General features: G+C 52.1%; 15 protein-coding genes. 11 read left to right on the top strand and 4 right to left on the bottom strand.

Annotated elements, in window-relative coordinates:
• Positions 1–184: 184 nt before the first annotated feature.
• Positions 185–2488: a transglycosylase domain-containing protein gene (locus H515_RS0112230; RefSeq protein ID WP_028902020.1), complete on the bottom strand. Its 2304-nt coding sequence runs from the start codon at positions 2486–2488 to the stop codon at positions 185–187.
• 171 nt (positions 2489–2659) lie between these two features.
• On the opposite strand from H515_RS0112230, the gene pyrB reads away from it, so the two are divergent.
• The 5 genes from pyrB (at position 2660) to H515_RS0112205 (ending at position 6534) form a co-directional block, all read left to right on the top strand.
• Positions 2660–3604, top strand: coding sequence for an aspartate carbamoyltransferase (pyrB, locus tag H515_RS0112225; RefSeq protein WP_025876501.1), 945 nt, complete (start codon positions 2660–2662; stop codon positions 3602–3604).
• A gap of 71 nt (positions 3605–3675) precedes the next feature.
• Positions 3676–4110 carry a BACON domain-containing protein gene (locus H515_RS0112220; RefSeq protein WP_238300129.1) on the top strand — a complete coding sequence of 145 codons (435 nt, stop codon included), beginning with the start codon at positions 3676–3678 and terminating at the stop codon, positions 4108–4110.
• Between the two features lie 49 nt (positions 4111–4159).
• Positions 4160–4618, top strand: a complete 459-nt coding sequence (gene pyrI, locus H515_RS0112215; RefSeq protein ID WP_025876497.1) for an aspartate carbamoyltransferase regulatory subunit — start codon at positions 4160–4162, stop codon at positions 4616–4618.
• A 211-nt stretch (positions 4619–4829) separates the two neighbouring features.
• Positions 4830–6110, top strand: a complete 1281-nt coding sequence (glyA, locus tag H515_RS0112210) for a serine hydroxymethyltransferase (RefSeq protein WP_025876495.1) — start codon at positions 4830–4832, stop codon at positions 6108–6110.
• 46 nt (positions 6111–6156) lie between these two features.
• Complete coding sequence (locus H515_RS0112205; protein ID WP_025876493.1) at positions 6157–6534, top strand: hypothetical protein; 378 nt, start codon at positions 6157–6159, stop codon at positions 6532–6534.
• A 119-nt stretch (positions 6535–6653) separates the two neighbouring features.
• Here the strand turns inward: H515_RS0112205 and H515_RS14780 are convergent, their stop codons facing one another.
• The gene (locus tag H515_RS14780) at positions 6654–8405 is read right to left on the bottom strand and encodes an endonuclease (RefSeq protein WP_051274794.1); all 1752 of its coding nucleotides are present in this window, start codon (positions 8403–8405) and stop codon (positions 6654–6656) included.
• Positions 8406–8660: 255 nt separating this feature from the next.
• On the opposite strand from H515_RS14780, the gene H515_RS0112195 reads away from it, so the two are divergent.
• The 3 genes from H515_RS0112195 (at position 8661) to eno (ending at position 12400) form a co-directional block, all read left to right on the top strand.
• Positions 8661–9737, top strand: a complete 1077-nt coding sequence (locus H515_RS0112195; protein WP_028902018.1) for a 4Fe-4S binding protein — start codon at positions 8661–8663, stop codon at positions 9735–9737.
• Positions 9738–9933: 196 nt separating this feature from the next.
• Positions 9934–10860: a hydrogen peroxide-inducible genes activator gene (locus H515_RS0112190; RefSeq protein WP_025876491.1), complete on the top strand. Its 927-nt coding sequence runs from the start codon at positions 9934–9936 to the stop codon at positions 10858–10860.
• 232 nt (positions 10861–11092) lie between these two features.
• Positions 11093–12400, top strand: coding sequence for a phosphopyruvate hydratase (gene eno / locus H515_RS0112185; protein ID WP_025876490.1), 1308 nt, complete (start codon positions 11093–11095; stop codon positions 12398–12400).
• 102 nt (positions 12401–12502) lie between these two features.
• Here the strand turns inward: eno and H515_RS0112180 are convergent, their stop codons facing one another.
• Both H515_RS0112180 and H515_RS0112175 read right to left on the bottom strand, forming a co-directional pair.
• Positions 12503–13798: a Y-family DNA polymerase gene (locus H515_RS0112180; protein ID WP_025876487.1), complete on the bottom strand. Its 1296-nt coding sequence runs from the start codon at positions 13796–13798 to the stop codon at positions 12503–12505.
• 93 nt (positions 13799–13891) lie between these two features.
• Entirely contained in the window at positions 13892–14329 is a 438-nt protein-coding gene (locus H515_RS0112175; protein ID WP_025876485.1) for a LexA family protein, read from the bottom strand.
• A gap of 641 nt (positions 14330–14970) precedes the next feature.
• Here H515_RS0112175 and H515_RS0112165 point away from each other — a divergent pair.
• The 3 genes from H515_RS0112165 to H515_RS0112155 form a co-directional block, all read left to right on the top strand.
• Entirely contained in the window at positions 14971–15384 is a 414-nt protein-coding gene (locus tag H515_RS0112165; RefSeq protein ID WP_025876483.1) for an RNA recognition motif domain-containing protein, read from the top strand.
• Positions 15385–15860: 476 nt separating this feature from the next.
• The gene (locus H515_RS0112160; RefSeq protein ID WP_025876481.1) at positions 15861–16199 is read left to right on the top strand and encodes a hypothetical protein; all 339 of its coding nucleotides are present in this window, start codon (positions 15861–15863) and stop codon (positions 16197–16199) included.
• Positions 16200–16273: 74 nt separating this feature from the next.
• A partial coding sequence (locus H515_RS0112155; RefSeq protein ID WP_028901762.1) for an ISAon1 family transposase N-terminal region protein occupies positions 16274–16561 on the top strand: 288 nt, incomplete at its 3' end.

The following is a 16561-nucleotide window of genomic DNA, read 5'->3' as shown; positions in this document are numbered from 1 at the left end:
GGACCTCAGCAAAGCAAAACTGGCTGACTCATCACGAGCCAGCCAGCTTCTCAACGATTAGTTGTTTGAGAAAATTATCACTATTTTATTGATTGAGTTTCTTTGTACTTGCCGTTCAAAGGCCTGCCGTCGTCCGATTGACGGGCTGATGCAGCACAGACCTATTGTGGCAGCCGACGGCGCATCAGAAGTAAATCTCCTGTATGCCGTTGACCGATATGGAATCGGCGGTCTGACACGGGTTGAAGTTGGCGGGAATGTCGAACTTCACCGATGGTGAATAGCCTAACCGCTTGTCGGCATAGACCAGCTTCATGTAGTAGGCCCAGATGGGCAATGCCATGGTGGCACCCTGCCCCATTGACGTGTTGTCGAAGTGAATGTCGCGGTCCTCGCCACCTACCCAGCAGCCACTTACAAGCTGTGGCGTGAAGCCCATGAACCAACCGTCGGAGTTGTCGTTGGTTGTACCGGTCTTGCCGCCTATCTGTCCGTCGATGTTGAAGCGAGAACGCAGTCGTCCGCCCGTTCCTCCGTTGATGACTGCCTGCAGCATATCGAGCATCTTGAAGGCACTCTCCTCTGATATGACCTCGTTCATGAGTGGCTGGAACTTGGCGATGACATTGCCATGACTGTCTTCTATCTTCGTAACGAAGAGTGGCGCGCACCTCACACCACGGTTGGCGAAAGTGGTATAGGCACTGCACATCTCGCCCACTGAAAGCTCGGACGAGCCGAGGCAGAGCACAGGCGACGTGAAGCGGTCGATGTCGGGATTGTAGAATCCAAAGTCGTGTAGGATGTTGACGAACTGCGACGGACCAAGGAGATTGATGAGATAGGCCGAAATCCAGTTGTTCGATTGCTGCAATCCCCATCTCAACGTTACCTGTTGTCCGTAGCGTGCTCGCGAGGTGTTGCGCGGCGTCCATCCGCCGTAGGTACGTTGCACGTTGGGAGCAGTACTGCAAGGTGTCATTCCGTTTTGCATGGCGAGCGCATAAAGATAAGGTTTGATGGCGGAACCCACCTGTCGGCGTCCGACCATCACCATGTCGTACTTGAAGTGTTCGTAGTCGATGCCCCCGACGTAGGCTTTCACCGCTCCCGTGTGGACGTCCATGCTCATGAAAGCTGCTCTCAGGAACGACTTGTAGTAGCGTATGGAGTCGATGGGCGTCATGAGCGTGTCAACATTACCGTGGTAGGTGAAGAGCGTCATGACGTGTGGTGTTCGGAAGCTGCGTACGATTTCCTCGTCGGTTGCCCCCTGCTCCTTCAAAGTGCGATATCTGACGCTCTGCTTACACGAGCGGTTGAGAATGTCCTTGATGGTCTTTCGTGTGATATTGTTGGAGAACGGTGCGTTCTTCTTGTATCGGTTGGCCTTGTTGAACTCTGCCTGCAGGTATCCTCCCACGTGTTTGCGTACTGCCTGTTCAGCATATTGCTGCATGCGTGTGTCGATGGTGGTGAAGATGCGCAGTCCGTCGGTGTTGACGTCGTAGTTCTCGCCGTTGCGTTTCTGGTTCTTGTTACACCACCCATAGAGAGGATCGCTCTCCCATGCCACGGAGTCGAGCACAAATTCACGCATGCGCCACTCCTGATAGTTCTCCCGCTCCGGCTTTTCGGCCATCATGTACTGGCGGAGGAACGACTGGAAATAGTCGGCCGAGCCATCAATGGGCTTGGCACGGGTATAGACAATGCCGAGTGGACGCTGGATAAGCTCTTTGAACTCCTCCTGTGTGATGTAGCCGCACTTCTTCATCTGCATGAGCACGACGTTGCGACGGTTGCGGCATCGGTCGGGATAGCGCAGCGGATTGAAGAGCGACGGATTCTTGCAGAGGCCCACAAGTGTGGCAGCCTCGGTGACGCTCAGATGGCGTGGCTCCTTGTTGAAATAGATGTTGGCCGCACGCTGGATGCCCACGGCATTGTGGAGGAAGTCGAAGTAATTGAAATACATGGCCAATATCTCCTCCTTGGTGAAATGTCGCTCCAGCTTCACGGCGATAATCCACTCGATAGGCTTCTGCAACAGTCGCTCAAGGGTGTTGCGGGCCTTTTCGGAATAGACTTGCTTGGCGAGTTGCTGGGTGATGGTCGAACCGCCTCCGGCACTCGCTTGTTGCATGACGCCACGCTTGACGATAGCTCTGCCAAGGGCAATGAAGTCGATACCGGAATGTTCGTAGAAGCGCTCGTCCTCGGTTGCTACGAGGGCATGGACGAGGTGTGGCGAGAGACTGTTGTAATCGATCGCCACACGGTTGGCGTTGTCTTGGTTCCATGTTCCGATGAACTGGCCATCGCTGGAATAGACTTGTGAGGCAAGCTTATCGACAGGATTCGAAAGTTCCTCCATGTCAGGCATATAGCCCACCCATCCGTTCCAAACGGCCACGAAAAAGACAGTCATGGAACCGACAAGAAATATCAGCGTTCCCCAAAAGAAATGTACGAGATGTCGTCTCATGTATCCATATTTCTGTCATCATGTCGCCGGCGGAATGTCGGCCAACTGACATAATTCATTTGCAAAGATAGTTTAATTTAAGGAAAGCACAAAATTATTGCCTTGTTTTTTGGGAGTGACAAAATTATTTCCGTACCTTTACAGTCGAAACGGTCAAACTCACAAATTTCAATGGAAAGACATAATTTCGTGAACATCCAGAAGCTCGGACGCGAGGAGATACTCTATCTCATCGACATGGCAAAGGAGTTCGAAGCACACCCCAACAGAGAGCTACTCAAGGGAAGAGTCATCGCCACCCTATTCTACGAACCTTCGACACGCACGCGCCTCAGTTTCGAGACGGCGGCCAACCGACTGGGGGCAAAGGTGATAGGATTCACCGACGCCAAGGTGTCGAGTGTCAGCAAAGGCGAGACACTGAAGGACACCATTCTCATGGTGGGCAACTATGCTGACGCCATCGTCATGCGACACTACATCGAGGGAGCGGCGCAATATGCCTCGGAAGTGGCACCAGTGCCCATCATCAACGCAGGCGACGGAGCACACCAACATCCATCGCAGTGCTTGCTCGACCTCTACACGATCAGCCAAACACAGGGTACGCTTGAAAACCTAAACATCTACCTCGTGGGCGACCTGAAATACGGGCGGACGGTGCATTCGCTGCTCATGGCCATGCGCCACTTCAACCCCACCTTCCATTTCATAGCGCCACAGGAACTGGCCATGCCCGAAGAATACAAACTCTACTGCAAGGAGAACGGCATCAGATACACCGAACACGAGGACTTCACACCAGAACTGATTGCCGACGCCGACATACTCTACATGACACGCGTGCAGAAGGAACGCTTCTCAGACCTCATGGAGTATGAGCGCGTGAAGAATGTCTATATCTTACACAACAACATGCTCACGCTGGCAAAGCCGAACATGAAAATCCTACATCCACTCCCACGTGTCAACGAAATTGCCTACGACGTGGACGACAGTCCGCACGCCTACTACATACAGCAGGCACGCAACGGACTCTTCGCACGCGAGGCCATCTATTGCTACTCGCTCGGCATCACACTCGACAAGGTGAGGGCAGACAAGACGATACTATAACCCATGCGGGCCACTGCCGACACCGAAAGGCCACGACCCGCCATCGCAATTCAACGAGAATAACTACAAGTATGAGAAAAACAAAACACATCGCATGCTGCCTGCTTATGGCAAGCGCATTGCTTGGCTTCACCTCCTGTGGCGACAAGACCGACCCAGTGGGATTGTGGGATCCAATGGAATGGGTAGCTGATCACCCAGGCAATCCCACCAAGATTACTGCCGAGGCGAAAGGAGGAACGTTCGCCGTCACCTGCACAAACTACAGCCGACCATGGCTCGATTCATACGTCACCGTTGATGGCAAGAAATTTCTCGCCGTCGAGGAAGGCAAAGAATGGGACTACCGCCATATTAAAAAAGACTGGTACGAGATTGAGGTGAAAGGCAACACCTACTGGCTCACCATCGAACCCAACACGACGGGCAAGGAACGCACCCTCACAGTTTATGTAACGGCAGGCGACATCTTCGACACCATAAATATAGTACAGAAGAAGGAATAGGACAAAGCCATCCCTACCCTATTATCAACACCAACAACAAAGAAAGAAAATGTCAAAGAAAGAAAGACTTGTAGCCGCCATCGAGAACGGCACCGTCATAGACCACATACCATCGGGAAAGACATTCCAAGTGTTCAACCTGCTCGAACTGCAGCAACTCGCCACACCCGTCACCATAGGCTACAACTTCTCATCGAGCAAGGTGGGAAAGAAAGGCATCATCAAGGTCAGCGACAAGTTCTTCACCGATGACGAGATATCACGTTTGTCAGTCGTGGCGCCAAACATCATCCTCAACATCATCAAGGACTACGAGGTGGTGGAGAAGAAAAAGGTGACGACACCCGACGAGTTGCATGGCATCGTCAAATGCAACAACCCCAAGTGCATCACCAACAACGAGCCGATGACCACCATCTTCAACACCGTTGACAAGACCCACGGCATACTGAAATGCCACTACTGCGACAAGGAGCAATATATAGATAAGGTGGAACTCTGCGAATGATGCCGAGAGAAAGATGCACGATTGTCCCAAAGTGAGAAATCAGGGGCACAGTATCAGCCAATAACAAAGGCCGAAGACAATATTTTCTATCTTTTATTTGTGCGATTTACAGATTTTGCTTATATTTGCAAGCAATAATAATAACCTAGTCTTCGAAAGCATTACACTATGAAAAATGTTAGCTGGAAAAGACAATAAACACTTAAACAATATGAGAAGAGATCTTGAGATTTTTGATCTTATCGAGAAGGAACACCAGCGCCAGCTGAAAGGCATGGAGCTTATCGCATCCGAGAATTTCGTAAGTGACGAGGTCATGCAGGCTATGGGCTCATACCTCACCAACAAGTATGCAGAAGGCTACCCCGGCAAGAGGTACTACGGTGGATGCCAGGTTGTTGACATCGTGGAGAATTTAGCTATTGAGCGCATCAAGAAAGTTTTCGGAGCCGAATATGCCAACGTGCAGCCACACTCAGGCGCACAGGCTAACCAAGCAGTATTCCTCGCTTGCCTTAAGCCAGGCGACACATTCATGGGAATGGACCTTGACCACGGCGGGCACCTTTCTCACGGAAGCCCTGTCAACACATCAGGTATTCTCTACAACCCCATCGGCTATACCCTCAACAAGGAAACAGGACGCGTAGATTACGACAACCTTGAGAAACTCGCACGCGAGCACAAGCCAAAGCTCATCGTTGCCGGCGGCTCGGCATACAGCCGCGAATGGGACTACGCACGCATCCGTAAGGTAGCCGACGAAATCGGCGCTATCTTCATGGTTGACATGGCACACCCAGCAGGTTTGATCGCTGCCGGACTGCTCGACAACCCAGTGAAGTACGCCCACATCGTCACAACCACTACCCACAAGACTCTCCGCGGTCCACGTGGCGGTGTCATCCTTATGGGCAAGGACTTCGACAACCCATGGGGCATCACTCTTAAGAACGGAAACCTCAAGAAAATGTCAGCAGTGCTCAACTCAGCAGTATTCCCTGGCAACCAAGGCGGTCCATTGGAACACGTCATCGCTGCCAAGGCCGTGGCATTCGGCGAAAACCTTGAGCCAAGCTGGAAGGAATACGCAACACAGGTGAAGAAAAACGCAGCAGCACTCGCAGCAGCACTCATCGACCGTGGCTTCGACATCGTCAGCGGCGGTACAGACAACCACTCCATGCTGCTCGACCTCCGCAGCAAGTTCCCCGAACTGACTGGTAAGGTGGCAGAGAACGCACTCGTTGCAGCCGACATCACCGTCAACAAGAACATGGTTCCATTCGACAGTCGCTCGGCATTCCAGACCAGCGGTATCCGTCTCGGAACAGCTGCCATGACAACCCGTGGCACGAAGGAAGACATGATGCAGCTCATCGCAGAGCTCATCGACACCGTCCTCTCATCACCAGAAGACGAAAAGGTCATTGCAACAGTTCGCGAGAAGGTGAATGCAACAATGAAGGACTATCCTTTGTTCGCATACTAATCCTTCGGCGACAAACCATTGCATTTAAGGTAAAATCATTAATCATTTGATAAGAGAAATCCCTCACCGTGACGGTGGGGGATTCTTTTTTCCCTCCAATCTCGATATCGGCGGTTTCACACCCACACACGGTTGCCGTAAGCCATCAGTTGCGGACAGAACGACCAGCAGCAACAACGCAAAACAAGCGGGCATTTTCTCAATCGGCATTCCGACATTGAGCCATCGGCAACAAAAAGATGACCTTTCGTCGGCTAAAAGGTCAGCAATGGCGGCGCAAAAGGTAACCTTTCGCCCACTCATCCGTATCATACTCACAAACACATTTTCCCGAACCCGTCAACCCACTCTGCCACACTGCCTTTCAAAGACTGTACATTACATTGAACGTGTGGCAGATTTCATTGGGCGATGGATGGGATAGAATCGGCCACACCTTATAGATATCAAGGCGACGGGCCGACAAGCGGCGACCGTAGTCACTGTGCTTGTCAGCCCGTTGCGCTGGTTATTGTGGCCGTTTCCGACCGTTGTGGGTATTGTTTATTTCACTACTATCTTGCGTCCGTTGCGGATGTAGATGCCCGGCTGCAATGGTTTGCCCTGCGGCATCTGAACTCCCTGCAGCGTGTAGGTAGCGTTGTTGACGTTGACGCCAGTTGTCTCCACCTCGATGGTGGCTATTCCGTTGGATTTTGTTTCCTCATAGAGCATGGGGAACAAGTTTTTGGCTGACGTTGTACTGTAGTTGCCGAACGATTTGTACTTGGTTGAGTACTGGATGGTGTTGCCAGAGTCGGCGGCCTTGATGGAATAGGTGCCGTCGTCATTCTTCACAACCGTCCATACGTCGGCCTCGGTTGGGTCGGTGGTCGGCGTGAAGGTGCTGTAGTTGTCACTCTGGTAGTAGTATCGGCCCTTGCTGTCCTTGATTTTGAATCCTCCGGCTGCTGCCTCGAATGTGAAGGCGAGTTCATCGGTTTCGAGTGTTATCTTCGATTCTTTCTCCTGAACGTCCGCCACCTTGAGATAGCCGTAGCCCTTTGTGCCCTCTACCACTGGCTTTGCAGCCTTGAGCGTTCCGTTGTTGACCACGATGAGATACCGTTTGCCGTCGGTCGGTGCGGTGGTGAGTTTCGAGAAGTAGTACATGTCGTCGGCATTCTTGAGCGTGTAGTTGGCCGTTGCCACTCTGCTTGCGTCGGTTCCCTTCACTGCTATGGCCTTGAGGGTGGTTGTGGTGTTGAGCGTCAGCGGACTGTTGTATGGTGTGCTGGCCTTAGTCGGCTCCGTTCCGTCGGTGGTGTAGTATATCGTCGCACCTGTGGTTGCGCATGTAATCTCAACCGTCAGCGGAGCGATGTATGAGCCTGAGGTCACTGAGAATGTCGGTGTGGTCACTGCCGGCGGTGTTTGGCTGCCGTAGCGGTAGTCGTCGGATGCCGTTGTGACGGATGTGTAGGGGTCGAACGGACGGTCGATGCTGTCGCCCCAGATGTATTCTGCCAGATAAGGGTAGTCGATGAACAGGTTTCGGTTGCCCTGAATCTCAGCCACGGCGTTGTTGCGTTCAATCTCTATGTCGCTCACGGGGTCGTTCTTAATCCATTCGGTGTAGATGGTGTAAGCCCATTGGCGAAGTGTCGGCCACGAGTTGTTCTCCAACTCCTGCAAGCCCTGTGTGCCTTGCCACGTCAGGTTCTGATAGGCAGTTGCCATATACATATAGGTTCGGCTGAAATCGCCCTTGAATTGGTCCGCCGGTTCGAACATTTTGATGAGTTGTCCGTTAGGACCGGGGCCCATTCCCACCTTCTCGGCACCGTCAGGGGCTGACGAACCGCTGGTGACAATGCCCATGGGGTAGTTGCTCTTGCTGCTGTTTGCCTTTGCGTCGGAGGGATAGAGGTGGTGCAAGTCCTGGTAGGCATTGTTTTTTGTTTTCCCCCACCAGCTCTTGGGGAACGAGTGTTCGATGTTCATTCCTGCGATGGATTTACCGTCGTCGCCAGTGAAATAGAACTTTGCATCGCTGTAACGGTTGCGGCATTCCATCGTGTTGCCGATGCGATCGGTGCGGTAGAAGCCCCACCACGTTTTCCTGTAGCCGCTGCCGTACGACAATGTCTTGAGGTTGCCTATGAGATTGAAAACGGCTGTTTTCAAATCGGCTTTCTTCTGGCCCTTGAGCGAGCTGGCATACTCACTGAGCGCTTTGCGATCGATGGCCTGCGCTGCCAGTGTGGTGCCCAACAACAATAAAGTCGTCAGTGTTTTGAGTAGTTTTTTGTCCATAATTTTCTTTTTATTTGATAGTGATTATTTTTTATTGTCATAGAGAACGGAGTACAAAGATATAAAAAGGATTTGGCTTGAACAAACAATTTTTGTGCGAATGTTGATTTTCGGAAAAAATTTAAGAGTGCGACGGGGGAGCGTCGGGGTTAAAAACTGATAACAAGATAGGCGGATGAGTACGGAAGTGACGAAAAATGGGTATCTTTGCACGAAATCCCGCAACAACATCGACGGGCAAACACCTATTATAATATGAAGAGACTACAACAGATTCTGATGCTGCTCGTCTGCCTCTGCATCGTGGCTACGGCAGCCATACAGCGCGACGGCTGCCTGTGGGGACACCGCCTCGGCGAAAAAGGAGTGGCTACGGAGACGCACAACGACAACGACACCATGCGCACGATGGCCGACGGCACCCTCGTCGTCAACACTTCGGCACTCGGCAGCGACATCAGAGGCTACGGAGGACCCGTTCCCTTGGAAATATACATCAGCAAAGGGAGGGTGAAACGGGTCAAGGCACTGGCCAACAACGAGACACCGGCATTCTTCGGACAAGCCAAGGAGCTGCTCGGACGTTGGAACGGCATGACCATCGACGAGGCCGCACGCACCCAACCCGATGCCGTGAGCGGCGCCACCTACTCGTCGCGTGCCATCATCGCCAACATGCACAGGGCGATGGCCTATGCCTCTGCCAATGCCACCACACCGAACGACCTGCTGGCTGACTCCCCCAACGCCAAGACCGTGGCCGGACTGGTGGTGGTGATGCTGGCAGCCATCGTGCCACTGCTCGTCCGCAACCGACGCTACCGCACGCTACAACTCGTGCTCAACGTGGTCGTGCTGGGCTTTTGGTGCGGCACGTTCCTCTCGTGGTCGCTGCTGGTGGGCTTCGTATCGGGCGGAATCGACTCGTGGATGTCGCTCATCCCCATCATCATGATGGGCACCGCCTTTGCCTATCCGCTCTTCGGCAAGAAGAATTACTACTGCTCGAATGTCTGTCCGTGTGGCTCGCTACAAGATCTGGCAGGCATGGCGCACCGTCGCAAATGGCACATGAGCCAGAAGGTCGCCCTACGGCTGGACTACTTCCGCCAAGGGCTTTTCAACGTGCTGGTGGTGCTGCTGGTCACGGGCATATGGACCGAGTGGATGGACTATGAGGTGTTCTCGGCCTTCGTCTTTCAGACTGCCTCGGCCTTTGTTCTCGTGCTGGGCATCGTGGTGGTGGTACTGTCGCTGTTCGTGCCACGCCCCTACTGTCGGTTCGTTTGTCCCACCGGCACGCTGCTGCGACTGGCCGAAAACCGCCACTGACAACCGCCACACGGCTCTGCCCCATCGGCCAACATAAGCTACGGCAAAACCATTGGTGAGCTTTTACTCATCAAAAGGTGAGCTTTTGCGCGCCCATAGCTCACCTTTCGCCACAGGGCAACATTTTTTTAGTCGTGACGATGAGCGGTATCAGAAAAAAAATGGGTATCTTTGCAGTACAGAACCGACAAAGCCAATGACACTACAACAAATGGAATACGTGATGGCGGTCCATCGCTTCGGACACTTTGCCAAGGCAGCCGACTATTGCAACGTGACACAACCCACGCTGAGCTCGATGATTCAGAAGCTGGAGGACGAGCTGGGGGTGAAGATTTTCGACCGCCGCAAACAGCCCATACGTCCCACTCCAGCCGGGAAAATCATCATCGACAGGGCATGGGGCGTGCTCGTGCGGGCACGGAGACTGAAAGAAGTGGCGCAGGAGCAGAAACAATCGCTGACGGGAACATTCCATCTGGGCGTGCTGCCCACCATTGCGCCCTACCTCATCCCAAGATTCCTGCCGCAACTGATGAGCGACTATCCCGACATCGACCTGCGGGTGACCGAACTGAAGACCGAAGAGATGCAACGGGCACTGAGACGCAACGACATCGACGCCGGCATACTGGCCATGGTCGAAGGGCTCGACAACTTCGACTGCCACCACCTTTTCTACGAGAAGTTCTACGCATACGTGGCCAAAGACAACGACCTCTTCGACCGCACCGCCATCCGCACGGCCGACCTCACAGGCGAATACCTGTGGCTGCTCGACGAGGGGCACTGCTTCCGCGAGCAACTCGTGAAGTTCTGCCAGCTGAAAGCCGCCGCCAACAGCAAGAAAACCTATCATCTGGGCAGCATCGAGACCTTCATGCGAATCGTGGAAAGCGGCAAGGGAGTGACATTCATACCCGAACTGGCCACCTACCAGCTCAGCGACGGACAGAAACAGCTCGTCAGACCCTTCGCCCACCCCATCCCCACACGCGACATCGTGCTGATGACCAGCCGAAACTTCATACGCAACTCGCTGCGTGAACTCATCGCCGGCAAGATAAGGCAGTCCGTTCCCACCGAAATGCTTGAGCTCAGAGAAACGCAACGGACTGTGTAGGAGTTATTTTGTGTGAAAATCTTTGCCAGTCTCAAATATTTTTTATAACTTTGGGGACGAAAACCAATAGGAGCTTGCTTCACAAGCACAATGGTACACCACGAAAATACTGACGGCAAGGATAACAAACGGTTTCCACCCAACGAAAGCAACACCCCCAATGTCATCGTGTCACTCCTATTAAGATAAGTTTATACATTCAAATCACATTAATAAATTATAAGGTAAAATTATGAAGATTGAAAAAATTCACGCTCGTGAGATTATCGACTCTCGTGGCAATCCTACAGTCGAGGTAGAAGTAACACTCGAAAATGGCGTAATGGGACGTGCAAGTGTGCCATCAGGCGCATCAACAGGTGAGAATGAAGCACTCGAACTCCGCGACGGCGACAAAAAACGCTTCGGAGGAAAAGGTGTGCTCAAGGCCGTTGACAACGTCAACAACATCATCGCACCGGCACTCAAGGGATTCTGCGTGACAGCACAGCGTGCAATCGACTATAAAATGCTCGAAATCGACGGCACACCAACCAAGAGCAAACTCGGAGCCAACGCCATCCTCGGCGTGTCGCTCGCAGTGGCACAGACTGCCGCAAAAGCACTCGGTATGCCATTGTACCGCTACATCGGCGGAACCAACACCTACACACTGCCAGTTCCGATGATGAACATCATCAACGGCGGTGCACACTCCGATGCCCCAATCGCATTCCAAGAATTTATGATACGTCCCGTAGGCGCACCATCGCTTCGTGAGGCACTCCGCATGGGAGCTGAAGTGTTCCACACACTGCAGAAGAACCTCAAGAAACGCGGACTCTCAACAGCAGTAGGCGACGAGGGAGGATTCGCTCCCAAGTTCGACGGCATAGAGGACGCACTCGACGAAATCATGAAAGCCATCAAGGACGCTGGCTACGAACCAGGCAAGGACGTGAAGATTGCCATGGACTGCGCAGCATCAGAGTTCGCAACACAAGAGAACGGACAATGGTTCTACAACTACCGTGAGCTGAAAGACGGCATGCCGAAAGATCCTAACGGAAAGAAACTCACCGCAGACGAGCAGATCGCTTACCTTGAGCAGCTCATCACCAAATATCCTATCGATTCTATCGAGGACGGACTCGACGAGAACGACTGGGAAAACTGGGTGAAGCTCACAGCAAAAATCGGCGACCGCTGCCAGTTGGTGGGCGACGACCTCTTCGTGACCAACGTGAAGTTCCTCGAAAAGGGTATCAAGATGGGCGCTGCCAACTCTATCCTCATCAAGGTGAACCAGATCGGCTCGCTCACAGAGACACTCGAAGCCATCGAAATGGCTCACCGCGCCGGCTACACAACAGTGACCTCACACCGCTCTGGTGAGACGGAGGACACAACCATCGCCGACATCGCAGTGGCAACAAACTCTGGCCAGATCAAGACTGGCTCTATGTCGCGCACAGACCGCATGGCGAAGTACAACCAGCTCATCCGCATCGAGGAGGAACTGTGCTGCACAGCCAAGTACGGCTACAACAAGATTAAATAACAAGAATAAATCTTGAGCTAAATAACAAACAGACGTGGTTCATGCAACATGAGCCACGTCTTTCGTTTAGTCAGGTGTCAGTCGGGGGGCGAGGCCCACTGGCTAAAGGAGATAGATGATGTCGTTCCAGCGGGTGGTAGGGTTCTTGCTCCTGAAATTGTGCTGTATGGCATCGGCGAAGCCCACTGGTTTCCCATCGGCACCCTTCTGCGCATACTGTTGTGAGCTGAGAATGATCGAGTCTCTGCCGTTGATTCGGTTGAGACGATCGATGACTTTGCCGAGTGCAGCCATTTTGCGCGCCCGTTCGGAGTCGAAGTCGATGAAGTTGGTCTGAATCTGTCTGTCGGAGGTGATGCCCATGACCACCACCCCAGCCTTTTTGTAGTGGTAGCCTTCGATGAAGATGTGGTGAAGCCCATCGACGGCCGCCTTCACGATTTCCTGCGTGGCATTCGTCGGTGTGAGTAGGGTTATCTCTCGTGTGTTCCAGTATTGCGGCAGGTCATCCCTGAAGGCATTGGTATGGAGGAACACGGTGACGACAGATGCCACGGAGCGTTGCCGGCGTAGCTTCTCGGCACAGCGGGCGGCGAAGTTCACCACATGAGTCCTCACAGTCTCGAAGTCGGTGGTCATCCCCGTGAAACTTCGGCTGGTGCAAATGCTTTTCTTGCGTGTGATTTCCTCGTCGGGTATGCAGTCGATGGCGTTGAGTTCCATCCACGTGCGTGTTCCCACGATGTTGAATTCCGACTTCACCCACGACCGTGGCTGGCTTGCGAAGTCGTAGGCGGTCTTGATACCCGCCAAGGTCAGCCGTGCCTCGTACCTCCGTCCGATGCCCCACACCTCGCCTATGGGGTAGAGTTGCAGCGCCTTGGTGCGCCGTTCGTCGGTGTCGATGATGCAACAGTGACGGTAGCCACTGTATTTTTTGGCAAAATGGCTGGCAGTCTTGGCCAGTGTCTTTGTCCGTGCTATGCCGATGCTGATGGGTATTCCCACTCCTTGCATGACATCTTTCCGCAGCTGTTCGCCCCACTCCTTCAGTTCGTCGTGGCTCATGTCGGGCAAGAGGCAGAAACTCTCGTCGATGGAGTAGCGGAATGTGCGTGGCGAGGCCTTCCTGATGAGCGACATCACCCGTCCTGTCAGCTCGCCGTAAAGCTCATAGTTGCTTGAGAAGACGGCGATATCTGCCCCGGCGAACTGCTCTCTCAGCTGGAAGTAGGGCATTCCGGCCTTGATGCCCATCCGCTTGGCCTCGTTGCTGCGGGCCACCACGCAACCGTCGTTGTTGCTGAGCACAACAACGGGCTTGCCGTTCAGACTGGGGCGGAACACTCGCTCGCAGCTCACGTAGCAATTATCACAGTCGCAGATGGCGTAATACATCTTATTATGAGAGATAATGAATGGCACTTCGGGCCGATGGTGGTACATCGTGACGACGCACAACAGCCGTGACGGCCACACCAGACAAACAGTTCATCGCTTCCAACACTTGATTGTCCAGACCACAACACCCCACACCCTGAAGTTGTCGAGGTCGTCAACCCTGATAGGGAGATAGCGTTCGTTGGCGGGTCGCAGCTCTATGTAGCCCTCATCCTTGTGAGTGGTGTCGAGGAACTTGATGGTAAATTCGTCGTTGATGTAGGCCACCACGACATCATGGTTCGACGCTTCTATTGCCTTGTCTATGACAGCGATGTCGCCATCGTTGATACCCGCATCGCACATCGAGTCGCCCGATACGCGGCCGTAGAACGTACTCTCAGGATGGCGGATGAGATCGCGGTTGAAATCGAGCGAATCCCTATTGTAATCCTCGGCAGGGCTGGGAAATCCCGCCTTGATGGCTGGTGCAAAACTCAGCTCACGTGACTGGCTGAACGAACTGTCGAAAATCTTTATATTGCCCATGGAGCTTTTTGACCACAAAGTTAGGAATTTATTAGCCGATAACGGCATCTTCCAACCATTTTTTTGACCCTCCCTCCGATGTCCGAACACCCGGCAGAGGGATGCCCCAACGTGCCAAAATCTCTCTTTAGGACAGTCAGGCTGACAACGACGGGAGAGAAAAAATATCACACAAGGACAAAAAAAAGAAAAAAAGAGGCGATTTTCTCAACCTTTTTACATACCTTTGTCACCATAGAAAAATAATTTTTTGTAGCATCTAATTACTGGCAATGCTTTCTCCGGCCTTCTCTTGAGAATGGATTTATCATCGCAAGAATTGTACTCCAAATGAATTTTCTGGGCCAACGCCGACATCACAATACGAAAAAGGCATGGCTGACTGATTGAAAAGATGATAAAACCAACGGCATAAGGCAGGAGGAAACACGACAAAAAATCATGTAACTTCCAACAACATAAGCAATTAGCGGAAAAGAGCGAAAACGTGACCATGCCACCATTACGCTCCGACCACCGCCATACAACCGTCCCCACGGCAACGCAAAACAGACCGAACAACAGTGGCCGAAAAAAGGGAAGACAACCGCAGAACGTGGAATTTCAAACATCAAACTTTATACATTTAAAACAAATCGACAATGAACATTTATGTTTCAAACATCAACTTCACAACTCTCGACGAGAGCCTGTTCAATTTATTTGCAACCTACGGAGAAGTAGCGTCTGCCAAAATCATCACCGACCGTGAGACTGGGCGCTCACGTGGATTCGGATTCGTAGAAATGAACGACGAAAACAACGGTCAGAAGGCCATCGACGCTCTCAACGGAACTGAATTTGAGGGAAAAACACTCAACGTGAGCATTGCCAGACCAAGGGAAGAACGAGCACCACGCAACTCCTACGGAAACAACCGGCAAGGCTACGGAAACCGTACAAACTACGGGAACAGAAGAAGTTACGACAGAAGAAACAACAACGGATACGGCAACGAACGACGAAACTATGGATTCGACCGCCGCAACGACTTCGACAGCGACGATCGTTTCTAAAACCATACGAAACAAAAGCAAGCACAGGCGGAACCGACTCTGACAACAGGTGCGGCTCGCAAGCAACCATACAATAGAATGATGTGTCCGACCTTTCGGACACATCATTTTTTTTCACTTCCTCACGGCTCGACCACCAACCACCAACGGCGACGGAAAAGATGACCTTTCGCCAGCTGATAGGTCAGCAATGGGCACACCGAGGATGACCTTTCGCCAGCTCATCCGCATCAAGCTGGCACACAAGTCATTACAATGCGGCTGGGGGTATGTCGGATTCTAAGGATTTTTCTCTGAGTCCGGCGGATGGCGAGTGCCATATAATCCTCCCCCGATGGCGGGGCTTAGACAGCGGAAACCACGATGAGCCCAGCTGCAATTACGGGGGCTATTGATGGAAAACACCCGAATGTTCTTGACAAATCATTTCGTTGATTCAACGAGAAATACTATCTTTGCATTGTAAACCAAATGCAATGAGACATGCGATCGCAATAACCACACTGTTCATCATATTGCTGGCTGCATGCAACAAATCCACCTACCGGGGACAACTTGAAACTATCGACAGCCTGATTGCGAGGGGGGACATGGCCGCATTGACGATATTGGACAGCCTTTCTAAAAATCAGCGGAATTTTACGAAGAAAGATTATATGCTTTATCATTTTCTTCTGGCAGATGCCCACAATCAGTTCTTCATCCCAATGAAAGCCGACACCTTTATGACCGACGTGGCCGATTACTATGACACGCCTCATCTACGGAATACTTTTCCTTGTATCAGCTATATCGGTAATCGGATATTTACATAGGAAAAAGATGGCTCAGTAGAAAATCAATGGGGGAATAATTTGTTATTTATCTTAATAATTCCGACCTTCGCATTATGGAAGAAAAAATGTTACGCACCTTGGCAACTCTTGTTTTGCCTTCTCAAATATTAGATTATTTTACTATCGTTTCTGTCTGCGAGGTTGGACCTGAGTTTCATATTAGTCTTGACGAACGTATGGACAAGACTTTGTCAGGTAATGCCACCTTCGAGTCCAAGGGGTTCATGGAAGCAGTTAATATAACCGACTTCCCTATTCGAGGCCATAAGGTGATCTTGAAAATTCGTCGCAGACGATGGACGGATTTGCGCACGGGCAAGAGTTTTACCCTTCCCATTGCT

It is taken from the genome of Prevotella corporis DSM 18810 = JCM 8529 (genome assembly GCF_000430525.1).
GTDB classification, from domain to species: domain Bacteria; phylum Bacteroidota; class Bacteroidia; order Bacteroidales; family Bacteroidaceae; genus Prevotella; species Prevotella corporis.
This window is presented reverse-complemented; position numbering and strand designations above follow the sequence as displayed.

What these genes read in the sequence shown, in the direction of transcription:
- H515_RS0112230 (WP_028902020.1), bottom strand. Translation starts at nt 2,488, where the DNA reads ATGAGACGACATCTCGTACATTTCTTTTGGGGAACGCTGATATTTCTT.
- pyrB (WP_025876501.1), top strand. Translation starts at nt 2,660, where the DNA reads ATGGAAAGACATAATTTCGTGAACATCCAGAAGCTCGGACGCGAGGAG.
- H515_RS0112220 (WP_238300129.1), top strand. Translation starts at nt 3,676, where the DNA reads ATGAGAAAAACAAAACACATCGCATGCTGCCTGCTTATGGCAAGCGCA.
- pyrI (WP_025876497.1), top strand. Translation starts at nt 4,160, where the DNA reads ATGTCAAAGAAAGAAAGACTTGTAGCCGCCATCGAGAACGGCACCGTC.
- glyA (WP_025876495.1), top strand. Translation starts at nt 4,830, where the DNA reads ATGAGAAGAGATCTTGAGATTTTTGATCTTATCGAGAAGGAACACCAG.
- H515_RS14780 (WP_051274794.1), bottom strand. Translation starts at nt 8,405, where the DNA reads ATGGACAAAAAACTACTCAAAACACTGACGACTTTATTGTTGTTGGGC.
- H515_RS0112195 (WP_028902018.1), top strand. Translation starts at nt 8,661, where the DNA reads ATGAAGAGACTACAACAGATTCTGATGCTGCTCGTCTGCCTCTGCATC.
- H515_RS0112190 (WP_025876491.1), top strand. Translation starts at nt 9,934, where the DNA reads ATGACACTACAACAAATGGAATACGTGATGGCGGTCCATCGCTTCGGA.
- eno (WP_025876490.1), top strand. Translation starts at nt 11,093, where the DNA reads ATGAAGATTGAAAAAATTCACGCTCGTGAGATTATCGACTCTCGTGGC.
- H515_RS0112180 (WP_025876487.1), bottom strand. Translation starts at nt 13,798, where the DNA reads ATGTATTACGCCATCTGCGACTGTGATAATTGCTACGTGAGCTGCGAG.
- H515_RS0112175 (WP_025876485.1), bottom strand. Translation starts at nt 14,329, where the DNA reads ATGGGCAATATAAAGATTTTCGACAGTTCGTTCAGCCAGTCACGTGAG.
- H515_RS0112165 (WP_025876483.1), top strand. Translation starts at nt 14,971, where the DNA reads ATGAACATTTATGTTTCAAACATCAACTTCACAACTCTCGACGAGAGC.
- H515_RS0112160 (WP_025876481.1), top strand. Translation starts at nt 15,861, where the DNA reads ATGAGACATGCGATCGCAATAACCACACTGTTCATCATATTGCTGGCT.